This is a genomic window from Puia sp. P3 (assembly GCF_050632245.1).
In the GTDB taxonomy this organism is placed as follows: domain Bacteria; phylum Bacteroidota; class Bacteroidia; order Chitinophagales; family Chitinophagaceae; genus Puia.
This window is the reverse complement of the sequence record NZ_CP192583.1, coordinates 7,409,941-7,429,191: the sequence shown is the minus strand read 5'-3', so window position 1 is coordinate 7,429,191 and position 19,251 is coordinate 7,409,941. Positions and strand designations below refer to the sequence as shown.

The window sequence follows — 19,251 nt, the reverse complement described above, 5'->3', positions numbered from 1 at the left end:
CCGAAGAGGCCGGCGAGCAGGAAGACCAGCAGGTGTGCGTGCCGCATTCTATTTTTTGATAAAGATAGGGTGTGGCGGCTTACCTTTTATAGGGTCGTCCATTCCGCGAGCTGCAGGACGTCCGCCTGTCTCGGGAAATTACGGCTTTCGAAATGCCCGTTTCGCCTCTGAATTGGTCTATTCCGCGGGTTTCTTCATTGCCGCCGGCTGGCGCGGGGATAACTTTACACTACAAAATCCGAAAGAACATGAATTATAGTCGCCGTCATTTTTTGAGCTCAGCAGCAGTGTTGATCAGCGCTGCCGATCTCGCGATGTCCGTATCGGCAAAAGCAGCATCCGTCCGGGAAAAAAATACAGGAAATATGAACAGCAATTGGTCACTGGGTCCTATCAAACAGATCGATGCGGGTCTTCTCGATGTCGGCTATGCCGAGGCCGGGCCGTCTAATGGCCCCGTGGTAATTCTTCTGCACGGATGGCCCTACGATATATATAGCTTTGCGGAAGCCGCGCCGCTGCTGGCGGCGGCTGGCTACCGGGTGATCATACCCTGGCTGCGGGGCTATGGGACAACGAAATTCCTTTCCGCCGACACGATGCGCAACGGGCAGCCGGCGGCTCTCGGGGAAGATATGATCCATCTGATGGATGCGCTGAAGATAGACAAGGCGATACTGGCGGGGTTCGACTGGGGTGCGCGCACGGCCAATGTGGTCGCCGCGCTGTGGCCCGGGCGGGTGCGGGCGATGGTCTCCGTGAGCGGCTATCTCATCGGCAACAGAGATGCGGCGAAGGCTCCGCTGCCGCCGGCAGCCGAACTGCAAGTGGTGGTATCAGTTCTATTTCGCTACAGACCGCGGCAAGGCCGGATATGAAAAGAATCGCGGGGACTTTAACAAGCTGATCTGGAAGCTGGCTTCGCCGCAAGTGGAAATTCGACGACGCGGAGTTTGCGCGCAGCGCGGCATCCTTCGACAATCCGGACCATGTGGATATCGTGATCCATAATTACCGCTGGCGGCTGGGCCTGGCGGAAGGAGAGGCAAAGTATGACGCCCTCGAAAAAAGCTCGGCCAGCTGCCCGTGATCGCGGCGCCAACGATAACGCTGGAAGGGGATGCCAACGGCGCGCCCCACCCGCCCGAAAACTCATACGCGAAGTTCTTCTCCGGGAAATATGTCCACAGGACTATTACGGGAGGTATCGGGCATAACCTTCCTCAGGAGGCGCCAAAGGCATTTGCCGACGCCGTCATCGAGGTCGCCGGCTATGCCAAATGAGGCCCCGTAACCTACAGTGAGGATCCCGCCGGATGTCGGCCCGGCGGATCCGGGTTTTAGGTGAATAGGAAGAGCGGGGGTCAGCGATTCTCGAGCCAGTCGAGAAATATCCTCGCTCTTTCCTTCGAAACCAGCAGTTTTTCTGCAAACGGCACGGTCGCTTTTACCAGCAGTTTGCGGGCAAAATAGTGCTCGACCTCTTTGATCGCGCTGAAATTGATCAGGAACTTTCTGTTGAGCCGGAAGAACTGCTGCTCCGAAAGGAGGTGCTGTACCTGTTCGAGCGAGTAGTTGACCGAGTGCTCCTGCTTGTCGAAACTGACGATCACGGTCGATTCATACTTGATGTAAAAAAAGCGATGGTTTCTGTGGGCACCGTAATGTACTTGTTCCCCTTAAAGATCAGAAAACTTCGCTTGCCGATGCCGGCGAATGGCTGCAGGACTTCGGTTGCGGTGGATTGATAGTTCATACTATTTATTTATGAGTGTAGTCAGGCGTGATATAGCCGGCTGATCGTCTCTCTGGAGACGCCCAGATAAGCTGCGATCAGGTGTTTGGGTACGACGTTGTGCAGCTGCGGATACTGGGCGATCAGTTCTTCGTAGCGGTGTCTGGTGTTGTTGCTCATAAACGACAGCAGTCTTTTCTGGGCAGCCACATAGTCCCTGTTGATGCGCCAGCGGAAGAACAGCTCCAGCTGGCTGATCTCGCTGCACAGCTCTTCCCTGTCCCCGCTGGAGAGGCAGAGTACTTCCACGTCCGTGATGCAGTCCAGACTGGTGGTGGCCCTTGTGCCATCGTACAACGCGTTGTAGTCGGAGGCCCAGGAGGCCGGGGTGGCGAACTGCAGTACGAACATCTTCAGGTCTTCGCTGATGTAAAACGACTTCAGGTAGCCTTCGAGCACGAAGTATTCGCAGCTGACCTTGTCGCCTTCCCGGATGATCGTCTGGCCTTTCCGGTAGCACTGGGGCCTGAAATGCGAAAAGAAATAGTCGAACTGATCATCTGTAAGGGACACGATCTTCGAGACGTGGTCTCTGAGGATCCTCTTTGCCCGCGTGCCCTCCCTCATCAGAACGGTATTTGCAGCCATGGGTCTGTTCTTATTGAATGTTAAAAAATGCGTTGCCGTTGATCCCCTCCAGCCAGCCGAAAATAAAATCCGCGTCTTCGCGCCATGCCGGATAGCCGAAGACCAGGTGGTTGCGGTCTTTAAATTCTTTATAGTGGGCGATCGAATTTCTTATCCTGTATTTTTTGTAGTTCCTGTAGTTGAGCTCGGCCGGAATAAGACGGTCCCGGCCTCCCGAGGTGAACAGCAATGGCGGGTGGGCATTGCCGAAATCGATCCCGGCCACGGACCTGAAAATATCCAGCATGACCTGTCTGGACTCGGGTATCGCGTACAGGTAGTACAATTCTTTCCGCTGTTCGAAACTCATCTCGTTGGCGATCGTATACCTCCATGTTTCAAAGGATATCATATAGGATCTCTTTCTGGAGCTGAAGAGCCCCGCCGTCTTCCATACAGTCTTAAGGAAGGAAAGCTTGTAGCCCAGGCCCAGGGGAGGAAAGGAATGCATGGCGACCCCTGCTATGCCGAAGCCCCGCTGCAGCAGCAACTGGACGATGAGGCCCCCGAGCGAGTGGCCGATGAGTATCGGTTTTTCCGGAAGAGCGTTGATGATCGTCGTGAAATAGTCAAGTAGATCGACCAGTCTGGTCGTCGCGATGGCAGGATCCGGATGACTGTTGCGCAACTCTTCGGACGGCGCAATCTTATACGGCCAGGCAGGCGCCAGACAGCGGTATCCCCTGTTTTCAAAAAATCTCTCCACTCGTCCCAGCAGTTGTTGCCGATAAAAGTCCCGGTTATAAATAAGATCGTTCCCGATGCTGCCATACTCTCCTATTGAGGCTTTGGGAAGGTCAAACCGGATGCCGTGGAATTTACAATTGACAATCAATTGATTATACATATTTCTTTAGCAAAATTGCCACGAAATATCGTGGTCCGTCACGGTCTGCAACGAAATAAAATGGTAACTTAGGGAGGCCCTTCGGGGCTGGTTTTCCGGCATACCCTTTATGAATTTGGCTTATTATGAACCATTCATAAAAAGGAAGGTATGCAAAGATCATTTCTTACATGTGTCCTCCTTTGCCTTCGTCTGGTCACTGAAGGATTTCCGCAACCGGCGGACGGGCCGTCATGGCAGTGGCTGAGGCTTCAACTCGGTTCCAGTTTCAATTTATTCGCTAAAGATGGGCGGGCCGATCCGGACAGTTGTTTGCTGGATGCCAGCCGGACCCTTGGTCTGAGCCGGCTGCCGGTACTGGCGGAAGGCATCGGCGATTCCGCGCTGTTAATCCGGTCGCAGTGGGTGGACCGGAGGGACCCCGGGGTTGCGTTTCGTCTTCTTCCGCATGTCTCGGGGAAAAGGCGCATGAATATACTGTTGTTGCTGGCGGCCTATTATGCGTTCGAGCCGGGGGGACATAGCCGCTATAGGGACAGCATCGAATACTTTCTGACCGGAGCCCAGAGGGAAAGCAGGATCCTGAAAGACCAAAAGGCGGCGGGACAGGCGCTGTGTCTGCTTGTAAAGGTCTATGCCCAGATGGACGCGCACGGGAAAAAGGATTCTGTTTTCAGCCGGTTGCTCGAAATCACCAGGGCTTCGGGGGACCAGGAGACGGAGGCGAGGGCATTTGGATACAGGGGGATCTACACGCGTTACTCGACCGGGACCGCTAAGGAAAAGATCGCAGATCTTCAGCAGGCCGCGGCCATCTATCGCGACCTTGGCATCGCGGAAGGAGAGATCTGCGCAATGGCGAATATCGGTTATCTGACCGGGCTCCCGGGGCAGGCGGCGGAAAATATCCCTGACAGCAGCGGCCGGATCGCCGCTTATCTCAGGCCTGGAAATAAGACTACCCGGATAGTGACCATTTCGGGCATTGCGGCGGCTGTGGTAATCGCGGGTCTCCTGTACTGGCAGAACAGGATCAGGAGGCGCAGCAGCCGCGTGATCACGCAAAAGAACGATCAGCTGCAGCAGCTGCTGAACGAAAAGGAATGGCTGCTGAGGGAGATCCATCACCGGGTCGGGAACAACCTTCAGATCGTCATGAGCCTGCTGAACTCGCAGTCGGCCTTTATCGATAATGAGACCGCGCTCGCGGCTATACAGAACAGTCAGCACCGGGTGCACGCGATGTCGCTCATCCATCAGAAGCTCTACTATTCGGAGAACGTAGCTTCCATCGAGATGCCAGTCTATATCCGGGAGCTGACCTCTTATCTTCGGGAAGTTTATATTACGGGTCAACGCATACGCTTCGTGTATGATATCGATCCGCTCGAGCTGGACGTCAGCCAGGCCGTTCCGGTGGGGCTGATACTGAACGAGGCGATTACCAATTCGATAAGGTACGCGTTTCCCAATGGCAGGGATGGGGTAATAACCATTACCCTGAAAAAGGCCGACGCCCTGCGCTATCAGCTGGGCATTGCCGATGACGGCGTCGGTATACCCTACGAATACAGTGGGGAGAGAACGCGTTCGTTGGGTATGAGATTGATGGCCGGTCTGACCGATGACCTGGACGGCAAATTTTTTATCGGGAATAATAGTGGTACCACAATAAAAATATCGTTTATACCCGAACTTTGTATCAAACGGTCGGGCCCGGTAGCCGCAACATTTGTTTCAACCAATTAAGACCCAAAAATGAACAAAAAGGTACTCATCGTCGAAGATCAGTTCGTAGAGGCTAACGACCTTCAGATCATGCTGGAAAAGGCCGGCTATGAGGTTTGCGGCATTGCCGAGGTCGGTCGTCGCTGCGCAGGAGATCCTGAGAAAAGAAAAGCCAGGGCTCGTGCTGCTGGACATTTTTTTGAAAGGCGATCTCACCGGCATCGATCTCGGCAGGCAGCTGACGGAAGAAAACATCGCCTTTATCTATCTTTCGGCCAACTCGAATCAGGAGATACTGGCCGCGGCAAAGACGACAGAACCCTATGGGTTTATCGTAAAGCCCTTTCGGGAAAAAGACCTGCTGATCACGCTGGAAATTGCGCAGTACCGTCATGAGCATAGCCGCGAGGCCCGCTGGCGCCGGGAGGCCGATCTGATACAGCAGCTGGAAAGGTCCGTTTCCGGTAGCTCAGACTGGAAGGAACAGATGCTGCGGACTGGAACGATCCTTCAGCTGGAGGTACCTTTCGACTTTCTGACGGTCGGCATCGAGGATCCGGAGAATGCCGTCAGTTTTCTGAGGATCGGCTTCAACGAATACCAGACCATCGGGATAAAGGAGCTGCTGACGATCACGGGTATAACGAACAGCGAGCTGGTCAGGACCGTTACGGCGTCCGGCAAAGAGACGGAGGCCGCGTTCTTCAACAACGAGGATTTTGAAAAGGTCACGAACCGGACTTCTGTGAAAAAGCTGATAAGGAACACCTTCCATATGCGGTCGCTGTTGTCCTTTCCCCTGCAGACGGACGGTGGGGAAATATCCAGCCTTTGTTTTTACAGCCGCAGACCGGACACCTATACAACGGAACATATTTCCCTTCTTCTCCGTTTGCAGCCTGCGCTGGTGAAGAACATCGAACGGGCCACGGTCGGGAGCGCCGTTGCCGGGGCAAAATATGCCGCGAAGAAGCCCGCACCACCGGCGCTTGTCGGTGTGGATACGGGCGGCCGCGGATTTGAAGGCATCATCGGCAGCAGTCATTTACTGCTGAGCGTTTTCGATCAGATAGCGCAGGTAGCGCCTTTCGACACCTCTGTCCTGATACTCGGGGAATCCGGAACGGGTAAGGAGAGGATCGCCGATTCGATACACAGCCTCTCGCACCGGAGCCGGAAGCCGCTGGTAAAAGTCAACTGCGCCACTCTGCCCGCTACGCTGATCGAATCCGAGCTGTTCGGTCACGAGAAGGGGTCGTTCACGGGCGCTACGGAGAAAAGGACCGGCAAGTTCGAGCTGGCCAGCGGCGGGACGATCTTTCTGGACGAGATCGGCGAAATGCCCGTCGACCTGCAGGTAAAGCTGCTTCGGGTGTTACAGGAGAAAGAGATCGAGCCCGTCGGCGGAAGATTACCCATCAGGGTCGATGTCCGCGTCATAGCAGCGACCAACAGGAATCTGGAGAGGGAGGTTGCGGAAGGCCGTTTCCGGCTGGACCTTTACTACAGGCTGAATGTTTTTCCGATCGTACTGCCCTCGCTGAAGAGCGGATCGAGGACGTCCCCGCCCTGGTCCAGTATTTTTTAAACGTATTTAACCGTAAGGCGGGCAAAAAGATCACGGGGCTGTCGGAGAAAACCATGAAGAATATGATGGCCTATACCTGGCCGGGCAATATCCGCGAGCTGGAGCACCTGATCGAAAGGGGCGTGCTGCTGGCGAAGGGGACGCTCATCGAAGACCTCCCGCTGCCCGTAGTTCACCGCAAGGAGATCCCGGTCGAGACGCCCAACTATCACATGAAGACGATCCACGAGAATGAAAGGGACTATATCATCGAGGTGCTCAAACGGTGTAATGGCCGGATATGGGGCGCCGGCGGCGCGGCAGAAGTACTGAAGGTTCCGCCGTCGACGCTGCGATCGAAAATGAAAAAGCTCGGTATCAAAAAGGAATACTGACGCTTTATTCGCTGCGCAGCGACTTCACCGGATTGACCATCGCCGCTTTCATCGACTGCAGCCCGACGGTCAGTACCGTGAGGACCATCAGGGCCCCTCCTGCCAGCAGGTAGACGTCGGCGCCAACGCGGACCCTGTACGCGTAGTCCTGCAGCCATCGCTGCGTGAGCCACCAGCCTCCCGCCGAGGCGATCGTCACCGCGATCAGTACCAATGCGATAAAATCCCTGCCAAGCAAAAGAAGTATATCCTTCAGGTCTGCGCCCATCACTTTTCGGATGCCGATCTCCCGCGTCCGCCGTTCGGTGGTGAACAGGGTCAGGCCGAACAGTCCGATACAGCTGATCAAAAGGGTGATCCCCGTTGCGATGTTCAGCAGCCACTCCATCGTCTGTTCTCTCTTATAAAATTTTGCGAGCTCCTCGTCGAAGAATGCGTATTCGAAGGGCTTGTGCGGGTAAACCGTCTTCCATTGCCGTTCGACCCGGGCGATAGCAGCGCGGGCTTCCCGCGCCGACTTTCCCTTTGTATCGAGGCGTACCGCGAGATCGGTACAGGCCATACCCGCGATCAGCAGCGGCCGGATGGGTTCTTTGTAGGAATATTTATGGAAATCCGCCACCACGCCGACGATCGAAACATTTCTGTTCCAGGTGTACAGCTGTTTGCCGATGGCTTCGTCAGGCTTCCGGAAGCCCAGCGTTTTGGAAAGGCTCTCATTGATCACGACCTCTTTCATCGTATCGGAGGGAAAAAGGTTTCGGCCGGCCAGCAGCCGGATATCGTACAGGGGAATATAGTGTTCATCCGCCTGAATGGCTTCCACGCGGATGGGATCCTGGCTTCGCGCGAAATAGCGGATAGTAAAGATCCCCCGATCCATTCCGGAAGGCGGCATATTCGAGCGTGAGACGTCGGCTACGCCAGGCAGTTGGCGGATCTGTTCCTGGAACAGCGCGACCTTTCTGGCGCTGTCCCTTCCTTCGTCCGTGTCAAAAAGAATGATCGCGTCCGACCGGAAGCCCAAATCCTTGTGCAGCATATACCCTACCTGTCGTCCGATGACCATTGTGCCGATGATGAACAGCAGGCTGACGGCAAACTGAAATACGATCAGCCCTTTCCTCAGCAAATATTTCCCGCCGCCGCGCGGTGCGCCCGGTCCCTTCAGGGTGGTTACCGGTGAATGCGCCGAGAGCATCCTCGCGGGATAGAGTCCGGCAAGCAGTGTCACGGTAATGGTGATGCCTGCCAGGAACAGGAGGTTGGCCGGCGCAAAGGGTCGGAAGTTCAGCTGCTTCGGAACGAATTCGTGGAAGACAGCAAGCACGGGACGCGCGGCCAGGAAAGCGATAAGCCCGGCAACGGCCGTCAGCAGAAAGGTCTCCGTCAAAAGCTGCAGAATAAGGTGGAGCCGGCCGCCGCCCATCACCTTGCGGATGCCGATCTCCTTCTCGCGGGTCAGCGACTGTGCCGTAGCGAGGTTGACGTAGTTGATGATAGCCAGTATCAGTATGAATGCGGCCATGCTCAGTAGCGAATACAGGGTGGACAGCTGCGAGGTCCGGATATTCCCGTCGTCGAAGCCCTGGGCGGTGAAATGAACGTCGGCAAGTGGCTGCAGCGAGACGCGCGGATAAAGGCCTTTGTCGTCGCCGTGCCTGTGGTAGATCGCGGACAGCGCGGTCTGAACCTTCTCAGGGTTTGCCGGGGGCGCCAGCTTTATCAGCGTGGATGTCAGTGCCGGAAATTTGTTCCTGGTCGGCCCGAGTCCAAACTGCAGCTGGAGGAAGCTGTGGTCGATCGTCGCAGAAGAGATAAAGTCGGTGTAGGGAAAGTCCGTATTCTCCCGCCAGTCGCGGACGATGCCGCTGACGTTGACCCGGAGACTATCCAGGTAGACGATCTCTTTGCCGATGATCCCGTCGAGCGGACCCGCGCCAAAGTATTGCCGCGCCCTGCTCTCTGTCAATACGACGCTGAAAGGGTTGGCCAGAGCCGTTTGCGCAGTGCCCGCCAGCCAGGTATAGCCCATGAGATCAAGATATTCCGGCCCCGCGACGACTGAGCGGACGGGGTAGCGGGTCTGTTTGCCGGTGACGACGATCAGAGCCGAGTCCTTATTCAGGTCATGAAAAGCGGCTACAATCTCCACGCCCGGTATCTCCTGTTTTACCGCCCCGGGGATATCCGCCAGCACGACAGGCAACAGATGCTCCGGCTCGTCCTTCAGGAGTCGTTCGTAAGAATTGATCCGGTAGACGTGCTGGCCGCCGGGGTGATCGCAGTCGAAACTGAACTCATAGCGGACGATGGCCCAGATGACGAGGCAGGCGCAGATGCCGAGGGCGAGTCCGAGTGTGTTGATCAGTGTATACAGGCGGTTGCGAACCAGCATACGCCAGGCGCTGGTTAGGTAGCTCTTGAACATGCGGTTAGTTGATTTTAGTTGGTAGCTGTCTTCCGACGGCATATTCAGTGCCGGTGCGGGAATACATTCATTATCACGGGTATCTGCGTTGTCGGACATGTGGCGCTGTCCGCAAATGATACAGACGCTGTCCGCCGCCGGTCTGTCCTGGTCTGGAGCCGATAATTTTTATTGGAAAATAAAATGGAAGCTATATTTTTGAATTAGAATAGTATAGTATAGAACAGGTATTCATTTTCCACCCTAATTAATTGCTCTGTATGAAAAGCAAGACAATTTTGATCTTTCTGTTGTTAGCTTCTTTCTTCGGGTACTCACAACAGCCCTCCACCATTACCATAACGGGGACCGTGACCGGTTCCTCGGGGAAGCCTCTCGAAGGGGCCAGTGTTGTTGCCAGCAGGCCGGCGCGTGCCGCCACTGCAACCGACCCCGGCGGGAAGTTTGCGTTAAAGGTCCAGCCGGGAGCAGTACTGACGATCTCCTATATCGGATATCAGTCGCAGCAGCTGACCCCGGCCGGTTCGGACCAGGTCTATACTATCGTCCTGCAGCCGGCCTCCGTGCAGTCGGACGACGTGGTAGTCGTGGGTTACCGCACGCAGAGCGTGCACAAGAATATCTCTTCCGTTGTTGCCGTCACTGGTGACGAGATCACAAAGAGGGTGGCGGTCGACCCCACCTCGCTGCTGCAGGGGCAGCTGCCGGGTCTTTCCGTCGTTCAGAACTCTGCCGAGCCAGGCAACGAAAGCCTGAAGCTGCTGATCAGGGGCATCGGAACATTTAGCGGTTCGACCGATCCGCTGGTCATCGTGGACGGCATACCGGGGAGTCTGACGGCCATCAACGCCAATGATATCGAGGCGGTGACGGTCCTGAAAGACGCGGCATCCGCCGCCATCTACGGCTCGCGCGGCGCCAACGGCGTGATCGTCGTCAAAACTAAAAAAGGCAGAAGCGGCGCGCTCACGCTGACCTACGACTACAATGTGGGGATCGCCAAAGCGACGAGGCTGCCGGATCTGATCACCAACTCGGCTACCTATATGACGCTGCTGAACGAGGCGGCCGCCAATTCGGGAGTCACCCCGGTGTACACCCAGCAGCAGATCGACCTCTATCAGAATGCTACGGACCGGGTCAAATACCCCAACCACAACTGGCTGAACGATATGTTCTCGACGGCCGTTGTTCAGAATCACTACGTCAACCTCAGCGGAGGGAAGGAAGGCACCAACTATAGCCTTGGTCTGGGATACAGCGACCAGCCGGGTACGATGCTGGGCTTCGACTACAAGAAGTACACCGTCAGTCTGGGGCTGAACAGCCGTATCAACAAGCGGGTGCTCCTCGGCGCCAATATGCAGTTCCGTTATGGCAACCGCATCTATCCGGAGGACAACGCCACGGACCTCTATATCGCCGCTCTATCCCAGTCTCCCCTGTACCCCGCCCGCACATCGGACGGCCTCTGGGTCTACAAGGCGTACTCGACGGAGATGGGCAACAAGAACCCCGTCCTGACGGCTACGCTCGCCCGGACCCATAACCCGGACTACTACGGACAGGGCAATCTGTCGCTGGACGTGGAGATCACCAAAGACCTGAAGTGGGAGAACCGCGCGGGTCTGACTTTCGACTACAACAAGTCCAGCACTTTTATTCCGACGGTCCCCGTCTATTTCTACAGCGATCTGTCTTCCGCCGGCAACTTCAATCCGGGCGCGGGACTCGGCTACAATACGGGAAGCAACGACGACGTCCACACGACGATCTACAGTCAGCTGAACTTCCAGAAGCATCTCGGGGATCATAACCTGAGCGTACTGGGTGGCGCGCAGGAAGAGGCCGACAATTATTCCTACATCAATGCGGGCAGAATCGGATATCCTACGAATTACCTGGCAGAGCTGAACGCCGGTTCCACCAATGGCGTAACCAACAGCGGGTCGTCTTCGGTATGGGCTATCCGCTCTTACTATGGCAACGTCAACTATGACTACGACGACAAATACCTGCTTGGCGGAAGCGTCCGCTATGACGGCACGTCGCGCCTTCCGGCCGACCACCGCTGGGGTCTGTTCTACTCCTTCTCCGGAGGCTGGAGGATCTCGCGCGAGGCCTTCCTGAAAGACGTCAGCTGGCTGAACGACCTGAAGCTGCGTGGTTCGTGGGGCAAGCTCGGCAACCAGAGCACGCTCCCAACCTACCCCTATCAGCCGATACTCAGCCAGAACTCCTACTCCTATGCCGGCAGTGTCAGCACCGGATTTATTCCAAGTCAGCTGGTCGACCCCAATCTCACATGGGAGTCTGCGAGGACTACCGATCTGGGGCTCGACATGTCCGTGATGAATAACAGGCTGAGCGCCTCGGTCGACTGGTTCAACAAATATACCTACGACATTCTGCGGCAATTCCAGGTGCCGGGATGGGTCGGTCTGAACGCTCCCTATGTCAACAACGGAGCGGTTCGCAATACCGGTATCGAGTTCCAGGTGAAATACCAGGACAGGGTGAACAAAGACTTCAACTATTACGTCGTGGCAAATTTCTCCCGGTATAACAACAAGCTGGTGTCTTTCGGGAAGGACCAGATCACCGGGCCCGACGGGCAGACGATCCTGAGGAACGGCGAGCCGATCAATTCCTTCTATCTCTATGTTGCGGACGGCATCTTCCAGAATCAGGACCAGATAAACAAGGCCCCCGACCAGTCTTCTCTGGGTGGCGCCCCCACGCCGGGAGATATTCGGTACAAGGACGTCAACGGGGACGGGGTGGTCAATGCCGACGACCGCAAGGTTGTTCCGGGCGCCTATCCCAACTTCCAGTATTCGCTGTCGTTCGGCGGCAGCTACAGGCGCTTCGACCTGAACGTGCAGCTGTACGGGTCCGAGGGGAACAAGCTGTATCTGTACAAATGGGGTGTCGATCCTTTTGCGCAGGGGGCGCCTCCTACAAAGGACTGGCTCAACCGCTGGACGCCGGCGCATCCTTCCGCCACGATGCCGAAGCTCTATCTCGGCTTCTACGGATATCCGAAGATCACCAACTATCAGTCCACGTTCCATCTGTACAACGCCAGCTATCTCCGTATAAAGAATGTTCAGCTGGCCTACCATATCCCGGTGCAGACTTTCAATTGGGTCAAGGGCCTGAAAGTCTATTTCACCGTCGACAATCTGGCGCTGTTCACTCCGCTGAAGCAGCCAACCGATCCCGAAAGACTCGATATTTCCAGCAAGCCGGACGCGTGGTATGGCTTTGCCAACTACCCCCAGAACAGAACATTTACTTTTGGCGCAAGCGTTCAATTTTAACCGTACCGGTGTTTAGCTTCTTATCATCTCAAAACGAAAGAAATGAAACGTCAACTTTTTATAATTGGGTTTTTTATCGTCGGTCTGGCTGCCTGCAAAAAATTAGACCAGACACCTCCCGACCAGCTCTCGACCACCGTATTCTGGAAGCAGGCCAGTGACGCCGATCTCGCGCTCACGGGTATCTACGGCACCCTCTACGCCGGCAGCGGCGGCGTGGACCAGTACGGGCCTATGTGGTGGGACAATTTCAGTGATAACTCCTATAGCCAGCACAGCCTGGCGGGCTCGCAGCAATCGTTGATCTCGGGTCTGACCCCAACGAGCGGCGGCTTTCCCAATTCAACGTACTACAGCAGCTACAAGACCATTGCCGCTGTCAACAATTTTCTCCCGAACGTCAATAAAGTGCTTTCCGGTGATCAGCTGAAGAAGTACCGCGGCGAGGCGCTGTTCCTCCGCGGCCTGAGCTACTGGTATCTGGCGATGACCTATGGCAATGTCCCGCTGATCCTCGACGATCCTTTTACCGTAGACTACAGCGGCTCGAAGGCCAAATCGCCGCGGGCGGACATCCTGAAGCAGGTCGAGCTGGACTGGGACTCTGCTATCGCTTATCTGCCGGACGTAAAATTTACCAACGGGCACGCGGTGAAGGCTGCGGCGCAGGGATATATGACGAGACTATATCTCTTCGAAAAGAGATGGCCGGAGGCCGCGGCGATGTCCAAAGCCGTCATCGACGGGCAGCAGTTCTCCCTGAACCCCAGCTATGCAGCTAATTTCTACAAGCCGGACCAGTCCTCGAGTCCCGAGATCATTTTCTCGGTGCAGTTCAAACAACCGGCCGTACCCCACTCCTACTCGCTGAACGTGCTGCTGATCGGGCCAGGCTGGAAGGACGTGCAGGGAACGCAGGATATGATCAACGAATATGAGGCCAACGACCCGAGAAAGACCATGACCTTTTTCTTCCCCGGCGACGGGGTGGCGCAGGGCTGGCCCTATCCGGGAACGGTAGGCACGCCGGGTGTGGCAGAATGGGTGACCGGTTTCTATCCGCTGAAGAAATTTGTCGACCCCACGGTCAAAAATCCGGTGCCCGGTCTGCTGGACGACCAGGACTATGTATTATTGCGATATGCGGATATACAGCTGATGTATGCCGAGGCGCAGAACGAGGCGGTGGGTCCGGACGGCAGCGTTTACGAGCAGGTCAACGACGTTCGCGCCAGGCCGGGTGTCAATATGCCGGCGCTGCCCGCGGGCCTTTCCCAGACCGATATGCGGGCGCATATCTGGCACGAAAGAAGGGTAGAACTGGCACTTGAGGGTCTGCGTTATTTCGACCTGAGGAGATGGGGGATCGCGAAGCAGAAGCTCAACGGGTTTGTACAGAATCCGACGCAACCGACGCTGACAACAATTTATAAAGATAACTATGAGTTTTGGCCGATTCCGCAACAGGAGATCGATATCAATAAACCGGCGCTTATCCAGAATGACGGGTATTAAAAGATGGGGAATGGTCGCGGTCGCCAGTTTACTGACGACCGGCGGCTTCGCCCAGACAGGACTTCACGGCGGGCCTTCCCAGGCGGAGGCCCGCCTGCCTTACAGAAATTATCTGTCATTGCGCGGAGGGCTCGGGAATTTTTACAATGCCTGTCTGGTTCGTCACAAGGCTACGGTAGCCTTTCTCGGCGGGTCCATCACGTACAATCCAGGGTGGAGGGACAAGACATGCGCGTGGCTGAGGGAGCGGTATCCGGAGACGGAGTTCAGATTTATCGCCGCTGGAATCCCATCGCTGGGGAGCCTGCCGCATGTGTTCAGGCTGCAGCAGGACGTACTGGACAGCGGCGCCGTCGACCTGCTTTTCCTCGAGGCGGCGGTCAATGACCGGGTCAACGGGACCGATAGTATTACGCAGGTGCGCTCGCTCGAAGGGATCGTGCGGCACGCCAGAACGGCGAATCCTGCAATGGATATCGTGATGATGGCATTTGCCGATCCGGATAAGACCAGCGACTATGACAAGGGGATGATACCGGTGGAGATCGCCAATCAGGAGATGATAGCGGCACACTATGGGCTGCCTTCCATCAATCTGGGGAAAGAGGTAAGGGACAAGATCAGGGCCGGAGAGTTCGACTGGAAGAACGACTTTAAGGATGTACATCCTTCGCCTTTTGGGCAGGAGTTGTATTTCGCGAATATCAGGGCGCTGATGACCGAAGGGGAAAAAGAATTCGATGGTGGTTCACGGGGTGGTTCACGGGTTGGTTCACAGGCTGGTTCACGCGGCGATGGCCCCTATCGGATGCCGGCTGCGATCGACAAGGCTTCTTTCGTGAACGGGGTATATCTCGACGTTGCCGCGGCAAAATTCGACGGTGGCTGGAGATTGAGTGGGGCATGGAAACCCGCGGACAGCGCTCGTACCAGAGCGGGCTTTGTAAATGTCCCGGTACTGGAGTCCTCCACGCCCGGCGCTGCGCTGGAGCTGCGGTTCACCGGAACTGCCATTGGCATGGCCGTCGTCGCAGGCCCGGATGCGGGTATCGTGGAATATTCCATCGATCACGGTGCCTCGCAGAAGGTGCGCCTGTATACGCAATGGAGCAGCTGGCTGCATCTGCCCTGGTATGTATTATTTGCCGGCGGCCTCAAAAATAAACAACATATCCTGCAGGTCAGGATCAGCGACGAAATACCGTCCGGCAGCAAGGGTCATGCCTGCCGCATCGTCCATTTCCTTGTGAACAAATAGCCAACGATGATCAAACAAGTCAGTGTGATAGACCGGCGGTATCCGCTGGGCGGCGGAGCCGGCAGCGACGCCATTCATAAAGATCCGGTATACTCTTATGCCGTTACGCAGCTGATCGACGAAGACGGGGAGACAGGGACCGGTCTCGCGTTTACGCTGGGAGAAGGCAACGAGCTCGTGTGTCAGGCAGCCGCGTTCTACGCCCAACAGCTAAAGGGAAAGGATATCGAAGACGTGATGCGGAATTTCGGCGCCCTGTTCCGTGAGTTGTCGAACGAGCAGCAGTTTCGCTGGCTGGGTCCGCACAAGGGCGTCGTTCATTTGGGTCTGGCGTCGGTAACGAATGCCTGCTTCGACCTGTGGGCGAAGCGGCGCGGGCTGCCGCTATGGCGTCTGCTGACAGACCTTTCACCCGAGGCGCTGGTGGATACGCTGGACCTCTCCTATCTCGAGGACGAGCTGACGCGGGATCAGGCGATCGCGCTGATGCGGGCCAACGATGTTGGCCGCGGAGCCCGGGAAAAGATCGTCGAAACGGGTTATCCGGGCTATGATACCTCCATCGGCTGGTTCAACTATAGTGACCAGCAGGTGGCCGACAATGTTCGCCGGGCCGTCGGCGCGGGCTTCTCCGCGCTAAAGCTGAAGGTCGGTGCGCCGGACCCCGAACGGGATATCCGCCGCGCGCATCTCGTGCGGCTGGCCGCCGGCGAAGGAGTAAAGGTCATGCTCGACGCCAACCAGCAGTGGAATCTTCCACAGGCGATCGCCGTGTGCGGGCAGCTACAGGCTATCCGGCCCTACTGGATCGAAGAGCCCACCCATCCCGACGATATCCTTGCGCATAAGACGCTGGCCGAGGCCATCGCGCCGGTGAAACTGGCCCTTGGCGAGCACGTGCCGAACCGGGTCATATTCAAGAACTATCTGCAGACCGGCTGCGCGGGCTTTATACAGGTGGACGCCGTCAGGGTCGGCGGGGTGAGCGAGTTCATCACCGTCAGTCTGCTCTGCCGCAAATACAGGATACCGGTAGTGCCGCATGTCGGCGATATGGGACAGCTGCACCAGCATCTGGTCCTGTTCAATCATATCGCCATGGGGCATGAGGCGCAGTTCCTCGAGCATATTCCTCATCTGAAAAAGCACTTTATTCATCCGGCGCGCGTCAGCGGCGGAGTATATCAGGCCCCGCAGGAGCCCGGCAGCAAGCTGCGACCTGAAACTATGATCTGTCTATGATTGCATTGCCTGATATCGTCATTAGCGTCGCCTATATCCTTGGGATCGTACTGCTGGGCCTCTGGGCAGGGAGAAAGCAGCAGGGCGGAAGCGCCAGCCAGTATTTTCTGGCCGGAAGGTCGCTGAAATGGCCGTCGATCGGTCTCGCGCTGTTTGCCACCAATATCTCCACCGTACATCTGGTAAGTCTTGCGCAGAGCGGGTTCGACACGGGTCTTCTGAACGGCGATTTCGAGTGGATGGCCGCTTTTACGCTGATCCTGCTGGCCCTGTTCTTCGCGCCATTCTATATCCGCTCAGGAGTGGCCACGCTGCCGGACTTTCTCGAGAAGCGATATGACCGGGCAAGCCGGGACTGGCTGACCGTGATCTCGGTGGTTTCCGCCATTATTATCCATATCGCGTTTTCCATGCTGGCAGGCGGCATCGTGCTGAAAACCCTGTTCGATTTCAACATGTACGCGAGCGTTATCATCATCTCTCTCATTACCGCGGTATATACCATCCTGGGCGGGTTGAAAGCCGTCGTCATCACCGAGTCGATCCAGACGGTGGTGCTGGTCACGGGTGCGGTGATCATCACCGTATCTGCCTGGCACCGGATGGGCGGATGGCATCCCATGGTGCAGGTGTTGCGTGATTCCGGCGGACTGAACAGGCTGTCGATGATGCGGCCGGCGGGCGACGCGGGCGGCATGCCCTGGTATTCGGTATTGCTGGGCTATCCCGTTCTCGGCATCTGGTACTGGTGCGCCGACCAGACGATCGTGCAGCGGGTGCTGGGCGCCGGGGACGAGAACCACGCGAGAGTCGGGCCGCTGTTCTGCGGGTTCATAAAGATCCTGCCGGTCTTCATCTTCGTGATGCCGGGGTTGTTTGCGTATACGCTTGCCCGGACGGGCAGGCTGGACCTCGGCGGGATAAGCAACAGCAAGGGCATCTATACGCTGATGATCACGCAGCTGCTTCCCACGGGACTGGTGGGTATTTTGGTCGCGGCGCTGCTCTCGGGTCTCATGAGCCAGGTATCGGGTGCGCTGAATTCCATTTCCACCATGGTAAGCTACGATATCTACAAGCGATATCGCCCGCATACGCCCGATGTGCAGCTGATCAGGACGGGCAAGCTGGCTGCCGGCATCGCGCTTGCCTTTTCGCTCTGTCTGCTGCCGCTGCTAAACCGGTATGAAAGCATATTCAACGGGCTCAACGAGATCATCGCGCATATTGCGCCGCCTATCACCGGTGTTTTTGTGGTGGGCGTTTTCTGGCGGCGGGCATCTGCTGTCTCGGCGAAGCTGACGCTGTGGATCGGCTCGGCACTGGGGGCTGCGGTGTTTGCGGTCAATAAGATCTGGCCGGAGACTTTTCTGGGCAGGGTTCCCTTTATGATGATGGCCTTTTATTTGTTGTGTGTCTGTCTGTTGATGCAGGTGGCGTTCTCTTTTATCTATCCAAACGATCGTATCGTTCCTCTCCGGCGGCTATACTGGAACTCGCTGAGCGAGCCCTTGTCCTGGAAGGGATGGAAGGGCATCGGGAACTATAAGTTTTTGTCGCTGGCGCTGCTGGTGGCGGTGGTCATATTATTTTACGTCTTTAGATAAATTTATGAATTTGCTGACTGACAAGATCGTCTATCTCACGGGTGGGACAAAGGGCATTGGGTTCGAATGCGCGAAGGCCTATAAGGCTGCCGGCGCGACTGTCGTCGCGGTGTCCAATGACCTGGCTTCGGTAGAGAGCTGCAGGATGGCGCTGGGACTGGAAGACGTGTTGCTGGGCGATGTTTCGAGGCAGGAGGACGTCAGGGACACGGTGCGGTACGTTCTAAATAAATATGGCCGGATAGACGCCGTACACAACAACGCGGGGATCGCCCATCCCGCGAAGCCCCTGCACGAGACCACGGGCCGGGAGTGGGACGCGCTCTTCGACGTGAATCTGAAGAGCATGCTTTACACGACCCGTCATGCCTTTGAGGCGCTGCGGGAGTCGCGCGGCTCTATTCTGAACACCAGCAGTCTGGTGGGTGAGATCGGACAGGAGAACCACGCCGCCTACAGCGCGACCAAGGGGGCGATGAATGCCCTTACACGATCGATGGCGCTGGACTACGCGCCTTTCGGAATACGGGTGAATGCCGTTGCGCCGGCGGGCGTCTGGACGCCGATGCTGCGGGAATGGAATGCGGCGCAGGAAAACGCAAAGGATATGGAAAAATATCTGGACGGGATCCATGCCCTGGGCTATTGCCCCGAAGGCGACGTCATAGCCGATGTCTGTGTGTTCCTGCTGTCGGAGAAAGCCAGATTTGTGACGGGGACGATCCTGCCGGTCAGCGGCGGGGCCGAGCTAGGCTACAGGAGGCTCATGGGTTAAAGGTTGGGCGGACCACCGCTGCCTGTTTCCCGGAAACCAGCCTCCTCTCCCGATTTGGGAAAATGTCCATCATACAGCGCACTAACTCTCAACACTATACGTTTGGTATAACGCTTGTCGTTATAACGCGGCCTATCCCTA

General features: G+C 56.5%; 16 protein-coding genes. 11 read left to right on the top strand and 5 right to left on the bottom strand.

Annotated features, from left to right (window positions below):
- Positions 1-365 precede the first annotated feature (365 nt).
- Entirely contained in the window at positions 366-878 is a 513-nt protein-coding gene (locus ACQ86N_RS46875) for an alpha/beta fold hydrolase (RefSeq protein ID WP_431213081.1), read from the top strand.
- Positions 879-1,086: 208 nt separating this feature from the next.
- A complete protein-coding gene (locus ACQ86N_RS46870; RefSeq protein ID WP_431213080.1) occupies positions 1,087-1,284 on the top strand; it encodes a hypothetical protein in 198 nt (65 codons plus the stop codon).
- A gap of 80 nt (positions 1,285-1,364) precedes the next feature.
- Here ACQ86N_RS46870 and ACQ86N_RS46865 read toward each other — a convergent pair whose 3' ends face one another.
- The 3 genes from ACQ86N_RS46865 to ACQ86N_RS46855 all read right to left on the bottom strand — a co-directional run bounded on the left by ACQ86N_RS46865 (position 1,365) and on the right by ACQ86N_RS46855 (position 3,269).
- On the bottom strand, positions 1,365-1,613 hold the full coding sequence (locus tag ACQ86N_RS46865) for a LytTR family transcriptional regulator DNA-binding domain-containing protein (protein WP_431213079.1): 249 nt from the start codon (positions 1,611-1,613) through the stop codon (positions 1,365-1,367).
- A gap of 164 nt (positions 1,614-1,777) precedes the next feature.
- On the bottom strand, positions 1,778-2,362 hold the full coding sequence (locus tag ACQ86N_RS46860) for a Crp/Fnr family transcriptional regulator (protein WP_431213078.1): 585 nt from the start codon (positions 2,360-2,362) through the stop codon (positions 1,778-1,780).
- Between the two features lie 31 nt (positions 2,363-2,393).
- Complete coding sequence (locus ACQ86N_RS46855; RefSeq protein ID WP_431213077.1) at positions 2,394-3,269, bottom strand: alpha/beta hydrolase; 876 nt, start codon at positions 3,267-3,269, stop codon at positions 2,394-2,396.
- A 150-nt stretch (positions 3,270-3,419) separates the two neighbouring features.
- Between ACQ86N_RS46855 and ACQ86N_RS46850 the strand changes: the two genes are divergently transcribed.
- On the top strand, positions 3,420-5,018 hold the full coding sequence (locus ACQ86N_RS46850) for a sensor histidine kinase (RefSeq protein WP_431213076.1): 1,599 nt from the start codon (positions 3,420-3,422) through the stop codon (positions 5,016-5,018).
- Here the strand turns inward: ACQ86N_RS46850 and ACQ86N_RS46845 are convergent.
- Positions 5,007-5,192, bottom strand: a complete 186-nt coding sequence (locus tag ACQ86N_RS46845; RefSeq protein WP_431213075.1) for a hypothetical protein — start codon at positions 5,190-5,192, stop codon at positions 5,007-5,009. The genes ACQ86N_RS46850 and ACQ86N_RS46845 overlap by 12 nt on opposite strands.
- Here ACQ86N_RS46845 and ACQ86N_RS46840 point away from each other — a divergent pair.
- Both ACQ86N_RS46840 and ACQ86N_RS46835 read left to right on the top strand, forming a co-directional pair.
- Entirely contained in the window at positions 5,179-6,585 is a 1,407-nt protein-coding gene (locus ACQ86N_RS46840; protein WP_431213074.1) for a sigma 54-interacting transcriptional regulator, read from the top strand. The genes ACQ86N_RS46845 and ACQ86N_RS46840 overlap by 14 nt on opposite strands.
- A gap of 53 nt (positions 6,586-6,638) precedes the next feature.
- Positions 6,639-6,959, top strand: coding sequence for a helix-turn-helix domain-containing protein (locus ACQ86N_RS46835; protein WP_431213073.1), 321 nt, complete (start codon positions 6,639-6,641; stop codon positions 6,957-6,959).
- Positions 6,960-6,963: 4 nt separating this feature from the next.
- On the opposite strand, the gene ACQ86N_RS46830 is transcribed toward ACQ86N_RS46835, so the two are convergent.
- A complete protein-coding gene (locus ACQ86N_RS46830; RefSeq protein ID WP_431213072.1) occupies positions 6,964-9,390 on the bottom strand; it encodes an ABC transporter permease in 2,427 nt (808 codons plus the stop codon).
- A 260-nt stretch (positions 9,391-9,650) separates the two neighbouring features.
- Here ACQ86N_RS46830 and ACQ86N_RS46825 point away from each other — a divergent pair, with 260 nt between their 5' ends.
- Genes ACQ86N_RS46825 through ACQ86N_RS46800 form a run of 6 tightly spaced genes read left to right on the top strand, consistent with a single transcriptional unit; the run spans position 9,651 to position 19,110 of the window.
- Positions 9,651-12,713: a SusC/RagA family TonB-linked outer membrane protein gene (locus ACQ86N_RS46825; protein ID WP_431213071.1), complete on the top strand. Its 3,063-nt coding sequence runs from the start codon at positions 9,651-9,653 to the stop codon at positions 12,711-12,713.
- Positions 12,714-12,755: 42 nt separating this feature from the next.
- The gene (locus ACQ86N_RS46820) at positions 12,756-14,228 is read left to right on the top strand and encodes a RagB/SusD family nutrient uptake outer membrane protein (protein ID WP_431213070.1); all 1,473 of its coding nucleotides are present in this window, start codon (positions 12,756-12,758) and stop codon (positions 14,226-14,228) included.
- Positions 14,229-14,238: 10 nt separating this feature from the next.
- Positions 14,239-15,486: an SGNH/GDSL hydrolase family protein gene (locus ACQ86N_RS46815; RefSeq protein WP_431213069.1), complete on the top strand. Its 1,248-nt coding sequence runs from the start codon at positions 14,239-14,241 to the stop codon at positions 15,484-15,486.
- Positions 15,487-15,492: 6 nt separating this feature from the next.
- Positions 15,493-16,728: an enolase C-terminal domain-like protein gene (locus tag ACQ86N_RS46810; RefSeq protein WP_431213068.1), complete on the top strand. Its 1,236-nt coding sequence runs from the start codon at positions 15,493-15,495 to the stop codon at positions 16,726-16,728.
- A complete protein-coding gene (locus ACQ86N_RS46805) occupies positions 16,725-18,335 on the top strand; it encodes a sodium:solute symporter (protein ID WP_431213067.1) in 1,611 nt (536 codons plus the stop codon). The genes ACQ86N_RS46810 and ACQ86N_RS46805 overlap by 4 nt, the downstream gene beginning before the upstream one ends.
- Positions 18,336-18,339: 4 nt before the next feature.
- Positions 18,340-19,110: an SDR family NAD(P)-dependent oxidoreductase gene (locus ACQ86N_RS46800; RefSeq protein ID WP_431213066.1), complete on the top strand. Its 771-nt coding sequence runs from the start codon at positions 18,340-18,342 to the stop codon at positions 19,108-19,110.
- The last annotated feature ends 141 nt before the right edge of the window (positions 19,111-19,251 follow it).

What these genes read in the sequence shown, in the direction of transcription:
- ACQ86N_RS46845 (WP_431213075.1), bottom strand. Translation starts at nt 5,192, where the DNA reads ATGTCCAGCAGCACGAGCCCTGGCTTTTCTTTTCTCAGGATCTCCTGC.
- ACQ86N_RS46875 (WP_431213081.1), top strand. Translation starts at nt 366, where the DNA reads ATGAACAGCAATTGGTCACTGGGTCCTATCAAACAGATCGATGCGGGT.
- ACQ86N_RS46805 (WP_431213067.1), top strand. Translation starts at nt 16,725, where the DNA reads ATGATTGCATTGCCTGATATCGTCATTAGCGTCGCCTATATCCTTGGG.
- ACQ86N_RS46820 (WP_431213070.1), top strand. Translation starts at nt 12,756, where the DNA reads ATGAAACGTCAACTTTTTATAATTGGGTTTTTTATCGTCGGTCTGGCT.
- ACQ86N_RS46860 (WP_431213078.1), bottom strand. Translation starts at nt 2,362, where the DNA reads ATGAGGGAGGGCACGCGGGCAAAGAGGATCCTCAGAGACCACGTCTCG.
- ACQ86N_RS46815 (WP_431213069.1), top strand. Translation starts at nt 14,239, where the DNA reads ATGGTCGCGGTCGCCAGTTTACTGACGACCGGCGGCTTCGCCCAGACA.
- ACQ86N_RS46855 (WP_431213077.1), bottom strand. Translation starts at nt 3,269, where the DNA reads ATGTATAATCAATTGATTGTCAATTGTAAATTCCACGGCATCCGGTTT.
- ACQ86N_RS46810 (WP_431213068.1), top strand. Translation starts at nt 15,493, where the DNA reads ATGATCAAACAAGTCAGTGTGATAGACCGGCGGTATCCGCTGGGCGGC.
- ACQ86N_RS46825 (WP_431213071.1), top strand. Translation starts at nt 9,651, where the DNA reads ATGAAAAGCAAGACAATTTTGATCTTTCTGTTGTTAGCTTCTTTCTTC.
- ACQ86N_RS46800 (WP_431213066.1), top strand. Translation starts at nt 18,340, where the DNA reads ATGAATTTGCTGACTGACAAGATCGTCTATCTCACGGGTGGGACAAAG.
- ACQ86N_RS46835 (WP_431213073.1), top strand. Translation starts at nt 6,639, where the DNA reads ATGAAGAATATGATGGCCTATACCTGGCCGGGCAATATCCGCGAGCTG.
- ACQ86N_RS46850 (WP_431213076.1), top strand. Translation starts at nt 3,420, where the DNA reads ATGCAAAGATCATTTCTTACATGTGTCCTCCTTTGCCTTCGTCTGGTC.
- ACQ86N_RS46830 (WP_431213072.1), bottom strand. Translation starts at nt 9,390, where the DNA reads ATGTTCAAGAGCTACCTAACCAGCGCCTGGCGTATGCTGGTTCGCAAC.